General features: G+C 68.3%; 11 protein-coding genes. 9 read left to right on the top strand and 2 right to left on the bottom strand.

The window, feature by feature from the left end; translation table 11 throughout:
- From ON19_RS17705 to ON19_RS43135, 9 genes are all read left to right on the top strand, one after another.
- The coding region (locus ON19_RS17705) for an NlpC/P60 family protein (protein ID WP_043693562.1) at positions 1 to 337 on the top strand (337 nt) is incomplete at its 5' end.
- Between the two features lie 133 nt (positions 338 to 470).
- A complete protein-coding gene (locus ON19_RS17700; RefSeq protein WP_043693560.1) occupies positions 471 to 1,658 on the top strand; it encodes an AAA family ATPase in 1,188 nt (395 codons plus the stop codon).
- A gap of 32 nt (positions 1,659 to 1,690) precedes the next feature.
- Complete coding sequence (locus ON19_RS17695) at positions 1,691 to 2,644, top strand: DUF58 domain-containing protein (RefSeq protein WP_043693557.1); 954 nt, start codon at positions 1,691 to 1,693, stop codon at positions 2,642 to 2,644.
- Positions 2,641 to 3,642 carry a VWA domain-containing protein gene (locus ON19_RS17690; protein ID WP_043693554.1) on the top strand — a complete coding sequence of 334 codons (1,002 nt, stop codon included), beginning with the start codon at positions 2,641 to 2,643 and terminating at the stop codon, positions 3,640 to 3,642. The genes ON19_RS17695 and ON19_RS17690 overlap by 4 nt, the downstream gene beginning before the upstream one ends.
- 111 nt (positions 3,643 to 3,753) lie before the next feature.
- On the top strand, positions 3,754 to 4,113 hold the full coding sequence (locus ON19_RS17685; protein ID WP_043693551.1) for a peptidase inhibitor family I36 protein: 360 nt from the start codon (positions 3,754 to 3,756) through the stop codon (positions 4,111 to 4,113).
- 230 nt (positions 4,114 to 4,343) lie between these two features.
- Positions 4,344 to 5,060, top strand: coding sequence for a 3-oxoacyl-ACP reductase FabG1 (gene fabG1, locus ON19_RS17680; RefSeq protein WP_043693548.1), 717 nt, complete (start codon positions 4,344 to 4,346; stop codon positions 5,058 to 5,060).
- Positions 5,061 to 5,141: 81 nt separating this feature from the next.
- A complete protein-coding gene (inhA, locus tag ON19_RS17675) occupies positions 5,142 to 5,978 on the top strand; it encodes an NADH-dependent enoyl-ACP reductase InhA (protein WP_043693545.1) in 837 nt (278 codons plus the stop codon).
- 21 nt (positions 5,979 to 5,999) lie between these two features.
- Complete coding sequence (locus ON19_RS17670; protein ID WP_227954702.1) at positions 6,000 to 7,061, top strand: ferrochelatase; 1,062 nt, start codon at positions 6,000 to 6,002, stop codon at positions 7,059 to 7,061.
- A 67-nt stretch (positions 7,062 to 7,128) separates the two neighbouring features.
- Entirely contained in the window at positions 7,129 to 7,578 is a 450-nt protein-coding gene (locus tag ON19_RS43135; protein ID WP_043693540.1) for a hypothetical protein, read from the top strand.
- Between the two features lie 18 nt (positions 7,579 to 7,596).
- Here ON19_RS43135 and ON19_RS17660 read toward each other — a convergent pair whose 3' ends face one another.
- Positions 7,597 to 8,343: a S1 family peptidase gene (locus tag ON19_RS17660; RefSeq protein ID WP_043693536.1), complete on the bottom strand. Its 747-nt coding sequence runs from the start codon at positions 8,341 to 8,343 to the stop codon at positions 7,597 to 7,599.
- A 22-nt stretch (positions 8,344 to 8,365) separates the two neighbouring features.
- Positions 8,366 to 9,181, bottom strand: a complete 816-nt coding sequence (locus tag ON19_RS17655; protein WP_043693533.1) for an Rv1486c family protein — start codon at positions 9,179 to 9,181, stop codon at positions 8,366 to 8,368.
- Between the last annotated feature and the right edge of the window lie 190 nt (positions 9,182 to 9,371).

Genomic DNA, 9,371 nt, shown 5'->3' with positions numbered 1-9,371 from the left:
GACCCTCGGCATCCGTGACGGCGGCGTCGCCGACCGGCACGGCGACTACAACAAGGTGGGCTTCGACTGCTCGGGATTGATGCTCTACGCGTTCGCCGGCATCGGCGTCTCGCTGCCGCACTACAGCGGCTACCAGTACAACGCGGGCACCCGGGTGCCGGTCGGTGATCGCGAACGCGGCGACATGCTGTTCTGGGGGCCGAACGGCAGCCAGCACGTGGCGCTGTATCTCGGCGACGGGAAGATGGTGGAGGCGCCGGAGTCCGGCGACGTGGTCAAAGTGTCCCCGGTCCGGGAGGGCGGCATCATGCCGTTCGCGGTGCGCGTCGTCTCCTGAGATCGGACATTCCGGGTATCGCGCCGGGTCGCGGGACCGTCGAATTCCCATTCTGTCGGGTCCGGTTGCGGCACAGGCGGTGATTACCTGGAATAGTTGTGGCAGCACGCACAGGACCAAGGCGAAAGCGGGGATGTTGGTGACTTCGACGGACGGTGTGAGCGGAGCGAACTCGGCGAAGGATGTGCCGGTTTCCACGCCCAGCACCCTCGAGCGTGACGTCCAGACCCTGGAGAAGGCGATCTACGAGGTCAAGCGGGTGATCGTGGGCCAGGATCGCCTGGTCGAACGGCTGCTCGTCGGCGTGCTCGCGCGTGGTCACGTCCTGCTGGAAGGCGTCCCCGGCATCGCCAAGACGCTCGCGGTGGAGACCTTCGCCAAGGTGGTCGGCGGCTCGTTCTCCCGGGTCCAGTTCACGCCCGACCTGGTGCCCACCGACCTCATCGGTACCCGCATCTACCGGCAGGGTCGCGAGCAGTTCGACACCGAACTCGGCCCGGTCGTCGCGAACTTCGTGCTCGCCGACGAGATCAACCGCGCGCCCGCCAAGGTGCAGTCGGCGTTGCTCGAGGTGATGGCCGAGCGGCACGTGTCGATCGGCGGCAAGACCTACCCGATGCCCGACCCGTTCCTGGTCATGGCGACGCAGAACCCGATCGAGAGCGAGGGCGTGTACCCGCTGCCCGAGGCGCAGCGCGACCGCTTCCTGTTCAAGGTCGTCGTCGACTACCCCTCCGTGGAGGAGGAGCGCGAGATCATCTACCGGATGGGCGTCACCCCGCCGGAGGCGGGCCGGATCCTGGAGCCGGAGGAACTGATCCGCCTGCAGAAGGTCGCGGCCAACACCTTCGTGCACCATGCTCTGGTCGACTACGTGGTCCGGGTGATCGCGGCGACCCGCAAGCCGGCCGATTTCGGCATGCAGGACGTGGCCAGCTGGATCGCCTACGGCGCCTCGCCGCGCGCCAGCCTCGGCATCATCGCCGCGGCCCGTGCGGTCGCGCTGATCCGCGGCCGCGACTACGTGGTGCCGCAGGACGTCGTCGAAGTGATTCCGGACGTGTTGCGTCATCGTCTGGTGCTGTCCTACGACGCGCTCGCCGACGAGATCAGCCCGGAAGACGTGATCAAGCGTGTTCTGCAGACCGTCGGCATGCCGCAGGTCGCCCCGCAGGCCGTCGCGCCGGGCGCGCCCGCCGCCCCGGCGCAGAGCGCCCCGCAGCAACAGCAGATTCCGCAGCCGCCCTCGCCGCAGCAGGCGGTGCCCCAGCCGCCCAACGGGCAGCAGTCGCAGCCCGCGGGCACCATCCCGCCGAAGTGACCTCGGCATCGGATCCGGTTGCGCCAGTGCCGATGTCATCGTCCCACGCACCGCCGTCCTTCCACGCAGGGGAGCTGACCGACCCCAGGCTCACGGTCGCGCTCAAGACCCTCGAACTCACCGTGCGCCGCAGGCTCGACGGCGTCCTGCACGGTGATCATCTCGGTCTCATTCCCGGACCCGGCTCCGAGCCGGGCGAGGCGCGCGCCTACCAGCCGGGTGACGACGTCCGCCAGATGGACTGGTCGGTCACCGCCCGGACCACCCATCCGCACGTGCGGCAGATGATCGCCGACCGGGAGCTGGAGACCTGGATGGTCGTCGATCTGTCGGCCAGTCTCGACTTCGGCACCGCCGCCTGCCAGAAGCGCGATCTCGCCATCGCCGCCGCCGCCGCGATCACCCATCTGACCAGCGGCGGCGGCAACCGGATCGGCGCGGTCGTCGCCACCGGCGAACGGTTGACCCGTATCCCGGCGCGCGGTGGGCGGGTGCACGCCCAGTCGCTGCTGCGCAGCATCGCGACCACACCGCACGCGCGCGACGGTGTGCGCGGCGACCTGCGTGGCGGCATCGAATCGCTGCGCCGTCCGCAGCGCAAACGCGGACTCGCGGTGATCATCAGCGACTTCCTGGGTGACATCGACTGGCAGCGCTCGTTGCGCGCGATCTCGGCCCGGCACGACCTGCTCGCGGTCGAAGTGCTCGACCCGCGTGATCTGTCGCTGCCCGACATCGGCGACGTCGTGCTGCACGACCCGGAGACCGGGCGCACCCGCGAGTTCAGCGTGACCTCCTCCTTGCGCGCCGATTTCGCGGCCGCCGCGCAGCGCCACCGTGAGCAGGTCGAACAGGCCCTGCGCAGCTGCGGCGCACCGGTGCTGACCTTGCGAACCGATCGGGACTGGATCGCCGACGTGGTCCGGTTCGTGTCCACCCGGCGCCACAGCTTCGGCGCCCCGACCGGGCGGGTGCCACGTCAGTGAGTATTTCGCATTTCACCGCACAGATCTGGCTCGGATTCCTCGCCGTCATCGCGCTGATCGCGCTCGGCTACGTCCTGGTGCAGCGCAACCGGCGCAAGCACATGTTGAAGTTCACCAACATGGAGTTGCTGGAGAAGGTCGCGCCCTCGCGGCCGAGCCCGTTCCGGCACGTGGCTGTCGCGCTGCTGCTGGTCGGCCTGGTGTTCCTCACCGTCGCCGCCGCGGGGCCCACCGCGGTCAAGAAGGTGCCGCGCAATCGGGCGACCGTCATGCTGGTGATGGACGTGTCGCTGTCGATGGAGGCGACCGACGTGGCCCCGAGCCGCATCCAGGTCGCCAAACAAGCGGGCAAGGACTTCGTCGACGGACTGCCCGAGGGCGTGAACATCGGTTTCGTCACCTTCGCAGGCACCGCTTCGGTGATGGTCTCGCCCACGACCAACCACGAGGGCGTCAAGGCGGCCATCGATAACGCCAAGCTCGCCGAGCGAACAGCCACGGGCGAAGGCATACTCACCGCGCTACAGGCGATCGAGACGCTCGCGACGGTGCTCGGCGGAGCCCAGGAGCCACCGCCTGCCCGGATCGTCCTGATGTCCGACGGAAAACAGACCGTGCCGGATTTCAAGGACGTCGACAATCCCCGGCACGAGTACGTCGCCGCCCGCCTCGCGAAGACCAAGAAGGTTCCGATCTCGACGATTTCGTTCGGCACCCGCTGGGGCGTCGTCGAGATTCCCCGCGAGGACGGCAGCAAGGACCAAGTGCGCGTCGAAGTGGACGACGACGCCATGCGCGAGATAGCACGACTGTCCAGCGGGGAGTTCTACACCGCGTCGTCGCTGCAGGAGCTCACGAAGGTCTACGACACCTTGGAGGAACAGATCGGCTACGAGCTGACCAGAGGCGACGCCAGTCGCCCGTGGATGCTGCTCGGATTGCTGGTTGTCGCGGCGGGAGTGGTGACCGGTCTGCTGTATCGCCAGCGTCTGCCTTAGCACCGCAAACAGCAAGGGGCATGGGCGAATACACCGCGTCATAGGCGCTGTCGCGTGTTACCGTACCCGTGGTGGGCGGCAAGGGAGTGTCGCCCCACAAGGGGAGGAAATATGCGCATTCCAGCGATTGTCTCCGCGATAGCGTTTGCCGCGCTGGCGCTGGTCGTGGCTCCGCCGCCCGAGGCGTCGGCGGCGAGCTGTCCAGCAGGCAATCTATGTCAGTATTCCGGGGCGGGTTACTCCGGAACGGCGAAGAACGTCACCCTCAACACCAAGAATTTCCACAACTATTGCGGCCCGGCGGGAGATCCGAGCACCAGATCGGTGATCAACAATACGAGCGTCGAGTTGCTGTTCACGGCCAGCCACAACTGTGACGGTGGTCGGCCGTATCGCTACGTCAGCCCCGGTGAGCAGGTGGCCGATTTGGGGTTCGACGCGCTGTCTGTGACGTGGTGCCCCGACTGCTGAGCGGTCTCCGTCCCGCGTCATTCGCCGAGGGCGGGTGAAAGCGACCCATTTCTCGAATGTCGACCGGCCGGTGGTCTCCTTCGCGGGCACCACCGGCCGGTCGGCATGGGCGGGCTTCGATTCGCGCTGTCATTGTGGCGTTTCACCAACAAATCCGCGCTCGGATGGCGGTCGGACAAACGTGGCGGCCCGGTCGTGGCCTATCGATCCGACCAGGTAGGTTGAACCCCATGTCGAACCTCACATCCCGGTCGGTCCTGGTGACCGGCGGTAACCGCGGCATCGGACTCGCGGTCGCGCAGCGTCTGCTTGCCGACGGTCACAAGGTGGCCGTCACGCATCGTGGGTCGGGGGTGCCGGACGGTCTGTTCGGTGTGAAATGCGATGTGACCGACAGTGAATCGGTGGACCGCGCGTTCGCCGAGGTCGAGGCGCATCAGGGTGCGGTCGAAGTGCTCGTGGCCAACGCGGGCATCACCGACGACACGCTGCTCATGCGGATGACCGAGGAGCAGTTCACCAAGGTGCTCGACGCCAATCTGACCGGCGCGTTCCGGTGCGCCAAGCGGGCCAACCGCGCGATGCTGCGTGCGCGCTGGGGCCGGATGATCTTTCTCGGTTCCGTGGTCGGCATGAGCGGCCAAGCCGGCCAGATCAACTACGCGTCCTCCAAGGCCGGTGTGATCGGTCTGGCCCGCTCGATCACCCGTGAGCTCGGCTCACGCTCGATCACCGCCAATGTCGTCGCCCCTGGCTTCATCGAGACCGACATGACCGCTGACCTGCCCGAGGACATGCGCGACATGGCCAAGAAGTTCATTCCCCTGCAGCGGCTCGGTCAGCCGGAAGATATCGCGGCCGTCGTCAGCTTCCTGGCGTCCGAGGATTCCGCCTACGTCTCCGGCGCGGTGATCCCCGTCGACGGCGGCATGGGCATGGGCCACTGACCACCCCGAACGCGTAGCGCGGGCGGTCACGGCCGCCCGCAGCCAACCCCCACATTCGAATTTCAGGAGAACCGAGAACTCATGGGCGGACTGCTCGAAGGCAAGACCATCCTGGTCACGGGCATCATCACCGATTCGTCGATCGCGTTCCACGCGGCGGCCGTCGCGCAGGAGCAGGGCGCGAAGGTGATCATCACCGGCATCCCGGAGCGGCTGCGGCTGATCGACCGGATCGCCAAGCGCCTGCCCCAGGAGGTGCCGCCGGCCATCGGGCTCGATGTCACCAGCGAAGAGGATCTCGCCGGCCTGGCCGACAAGCTGCGGGAACTGGCTCCGCAGGGGATCGACGGAGTGCTGCACTCGATCGCCTTCGCACCCCGCACCCTGATGGGGCCGGAGGCCCGGCCGTTCCTGGACGGACCGGGTCCGGACGCCGCCAAGGCGTTCGAGATCTCGGCGTGGAGCTACGCTTCGCTGTCGCGCGCGGTGCTGCCGGTGATGAACGAGGGCGGCTCGATCGTCGGCATGGACTTCGATCCGCGCACCGCGATGCCGTACTACAACTGGATGGGCGTGGCCAAGGCGGCCCTGGAGTCGGTGAACCGGTACGTCGCGCGGGAGGTGGGCGCGGCCAAGAAGGTCCGCTCCAACCTCATCGCCGCCGGTCCGATCAAGACGCTGGCCGCCAAGGCGATCGCCGGCACCGCGACCGACGACGCGGCCAAGCTCAACCAGCTCAACACCTACTGGGACGGCGCCTCGCCGATCGGCTGGGACGTCGACGACCCCACGGTGGTGGCGAAGTCGATCGTGGCGCTGCTGTCGGACTGGCTGCCGGGCACCACCGGCTCGATCATCTACGTCGACGGCGGAGCCAGCCACAACACCTGGTTCCCGGAGGACATGGCGATCAACTGAGCGGATTCGATGGGAGACACCGTGGTTCGTACCGCCGACGCGCTGCTGCTGCTGTCCTTCGGCGGTCCGGAGCGTCCCGAAGACGTGATGCCGTTCCTGGAGAACGTCACCCGGGGCAGGGGTGTGCCGCGCGAGCGTCTCGAAGCGGTCGCCGAGCACTACCTGCACTTCGGCGGTGTCTCGCCGATCAACGCGCTCAATCGCGACATCATCGCGGCGGTGGAGGCGGAATTGGCCGCCGCGGGCCTGGAGTTGCCGGTCTATTTCGGTAACCGGAACTGGCATCCCATAGTGGAGGACACCGTCGCGCGGATGGCCGCCGACGGTGTCGGCTCCGCACTGGTCTTCCCGACCTCGGCGTGGGGCGGCTACTCCGGCTGCCTGCAGTACCACGAGGACATCGCCAGGGCGCGTGCGGCTTCCGGCGCGGGCGCGCCGGAACTGCTCAAGCTGCGCCAGTACTTCGACCACCCGCTGCTGATCGAGGCGTTCGCCGACGCTATCCGCGCGGCGCGCGATCAGCTCGCGGCTGAGCAGCGCGCCGAGGCGCGACTGGTGTTCACCGCGCACTCCATTCCGGTGTCGGCCGATGCCGCCGCCGGTCCGCCCGCCGACGGTGGGCGGCTCTACAGCCGCCAGGTCGCCGATGCGGCCCGATTGTGTGCCGCGGCAACGGGTTTCACCGACTACGACGTCGTCTGGCAGTCTCGTTCCGGTCCGCCGCAGGTGCCGTGGCTGGAACCGGACATCGTCGACCACTTGGACGGCCTCGCCGCCAAAGGGGTCCAGGCCGTAGTCGTCTGTCCCGTGGGTTTCGTCTCGGATCATCTCGAAGTTATCTGGGATCTGGACAACGAGGCCGCGCAGAAAGCCGCCGAGCTCGGTATGGGCTTCGTCCGGGCCGCGACACCGGGAACCGATCCGCGCTTCGCGAACCTGGTCGTCGAACTGGTCCGCGAGCAGGTGCGCGGCATCGAACCCCGTCGGCTCGGCGAGGTCGCGGGATACGGCTGCACACCTGACGGCGCACCATGTGCGGTCGGCTGCTGCGCGGTGCCGCGCCGTCCCACTGCTGGGAACTGAGGCGGGTCAGGCGATAGCATCGCCTGCGACCGATCGCCGAATCCGACTTTCTGGGGGGTAACTCTCGATGACCTATGCCGACGTTCTGACCAACGCCGCACTGCTCGATCCGCACGCCTGGTCCGATGCGCAGGTGTGGACCGTGGCTCTCGACGCCACCGAGGCCAGGCGCCGCAGCCGTAGCAGTGGCCGTGGCGGGTTCTCGATCGGCGGTTTGCTGCTGTGCATCGGGGTCGTCGTCGTAGTCATCGGACTGGTGGTCTGGCTGCGCAAGCGAGGGAGTTCGAACCAGTCCCAGCAGCAGTATCCGCAGCAGCAGTACCAGCAGCAGTTCCCGCAGGCGCAGCAGTACCCGCAACCGTATCCGCCGCAGCAGGACTTCTCGGGGCAACCGCAGTACCCGACGCCTCCGCAGTACCAGCAGCCCTACCAGCAGCAGCAGTACCAGCAGTACCCTCAGCAGCAGCAGTATCAACCGCAGCAGCCGTATCAGCCGCCGCACCCGCCGCAGCAGTGATCGCCACCCGCCGGAGCGTCAGAACTCGATGCCGGTGAGGCGGGTGTAGACATCAGGGAAGCCGGGGCGGGCCGTGCCCTCGCCCCAGGAGATGAGGCCGGTGAGCCGGCCGTCGACGAGAAGCGGTCCGCCACTGTCGTATTGGGTGGCGCCCGCGGTCGGACTACCGGCGCAGAGCATGGTGTAGGGATCGAAGGCGGAACCATAGGCGGCGGCGCACTCGGCGTCGGTGACCAGGGAGACGCTCGCCGTGTGCAGCTGGGCGTTGCCTTCGCCGGCTTCCGAGGTCGCTCCCCAGCCCAAGATGGTTCCGGCGCCCGGCCCGGGCGCAGCGATGCCGACGGTCGGACCGGGCTGTGGCTGGTCGAGGGTCAGAATCGCCACATCGTTCCGATAGACCGCGGTCGCGTCCAGACCGCTCACCCGGAAACCGGGATGAATGCGAATGTCCTTCACCTGTACGGTGTTTCCGGCGTTGCCGCGCAGGTCGTCGCGGCCGAAGGTGACGGTGAGCGTCTGCGCCAGCGGCGGCGTGAGGGCCACGCAGTGCGCCGCGGTGATCACCTGGTCCGGCGCGATGAGCGCGCCGCCGCAGAACTGGCCGTTGGCACGGTTGAGGAACAACGGCGTGCCGATGGCCGCCAGCCACGGATACTCCGCGGTCGTGGCGTCGGCGCCGCCCACGATCGCCGAGGCGGGGGCGTGCAGGCCGAGACCGACGAGCACGGCGAGGGCGGCTGTGCGGCCACGACGGAGAATTCGCATGTCACACCGCCCGCGATCCTGGTCAGCGGCTTCCGCGCGCCGAGGCGTGTACGGCGACCAGACGAGCGGCGCGGATCGCGTCCCACAGCGGACGCAGCAGCGATTCCTGCGCTCCGATCGCGGTGGCCGAGGTGGGCGCCGAAGCGGGCTCCCGCTGCGCCACGGTGAGGATGGCCGCCACGTGATCGGCGGTATCGAGAATGCGCCTGGCGCGCAATGGGATCGACTCGGGATAGTCGTGCCGCGAGTAGTCGGCGAGCTCGGCTTCGATGAGTTCGCGCGGATCTGAGTCGGCCGCGCTCAGTGCGGTGGTGTGCAGTTTCATCAGCGCGTCGGCGGCATCGCGGACCGCTTCGCGCATCGCGTATTCGGCCTCGCCGAGCGACATGTCGGGACCCGGCGCCGCCGGGATGGGCGTGCTGTAGACGGTCCACTGCAGGGTGTCGTCGTCGGCCCACTGCGGGATGAGGCCGGTGCCGTCGGTACCCGGCACACCGATCAGGATGCCTTCCTCCGCCTCGATCGCGTCGGCGGCGAACGCCGTGCCCGTGGGGACTCCGCGCACGTCTCCGGGGACGGGGAGCACCAACCGCAGCTGCGAACCGGGCTGGGCCATCGTTTCGCGAATCACCTTCAACAGCGCCATGACTCCGCTTCCCGGCAGATTGCCGTGCGCGGACCAAGGTAGGTCGGTGCGGCCGCCGGTGAACGGGTCACCCGCCGCGATCGTGTGCTTCGGCGCCCAGGCGTGCAAGGCGGCCAAAACGTCGTCGGGCGCACTGCGGCCGGCCAGCCAGGAGCTCGCCCACACCGTCAGTGTCGCGCTTGGAGAGCACATAATTATCGAGCATAAAGGGTGGGCGCTACCGGTGGGCATCCATGCGCAAGGGCATTCGTGAGCAGCGCGGGAACCGCGGGTACCGTGCTCCCGGCGACCACGGGGTTCGCGCGGACACCGTCCGGCATCTGACCGCCGCGACCGATCGGAACCCGTTAGTGGGCGCGCCGGACGTCGTCCGTCGATTGCC

Origin of the sequence: Nocardia abscessus NBRC 100374 (genome assembly GCF_000308455.1) — a bacterium.
In the GTDB taxonomy this organism is placed as follows: domain Bacteria; phylum Actinomycetota; class Actinomycetes; order Mycobacteriales; family Mycobacteriaceae; genus Nocardia; species Nocardia abscessus.
Note: the sequence above shows the minus strand (reverse complement) of the source record. Positions and strands in the feature narration are given on the sequence as shown.

Excerpts from the sequence above, each read along its gene's own strand:
- ON19_RS17700 (WP_043693560.1), top strand. The coding sequence starts at position 471 with ATGTTGGTGACTTCGACGGACGGTGTGAGCGGAGCGAACTCGGCGAAG.
- ON19_RS17695 (WP_043693557.1), top strand. The coding sequence starts at position 1,691 with ATGTCATCGTCCCACGCACCGCCGTCCTTCCACGCAGGGGAGCTGACC.
- ON19_RS17685 (WP_043693551.1), top strand. The coding sequence starts at position 3,754 with ATGCGCATTCCAGCGATTGTCTCCGCGATAGCGTTTGCCGCGCTGGCG.
- fabG1 (WP_043693548.1), top strand. The coding sequence starts at position 4,344 with ATGTCGAACCTCACATCCCGGTCGGTCCTGGTGACCGGCGGTAACCGC.
- inhA (WP_043693545.1), top strand. The coding sequence starts at position 5,142 with ATGGGCGGACTGCTCGAAGGCAAGACCATCCTGGTCACGGGCATCATC.
- ON19_RS43135 (WP_043693540.1), top strand. The coding sequence starts at position 7,129 with ATGACCTATGCCGACGTTCTGACCAACGCCGCACTGCTCGATCCGCAC.
- ON19_RS17660 (WP_043693536.1), bottom strand. The coding sequence starts at position 8,343 with ATGCGAATTCTCCGTCGTGGCCGCACAGCCGCCCTCGCCGTGCTCGTC.
- ON19_RS17655 (WP_043693533.1), bottom strand. The coding sequence starts at position 9,181 with ATGTGCTCTCCAAGCGCGACACTGACGGTGTGGGCGAGCTCCTGGCTG.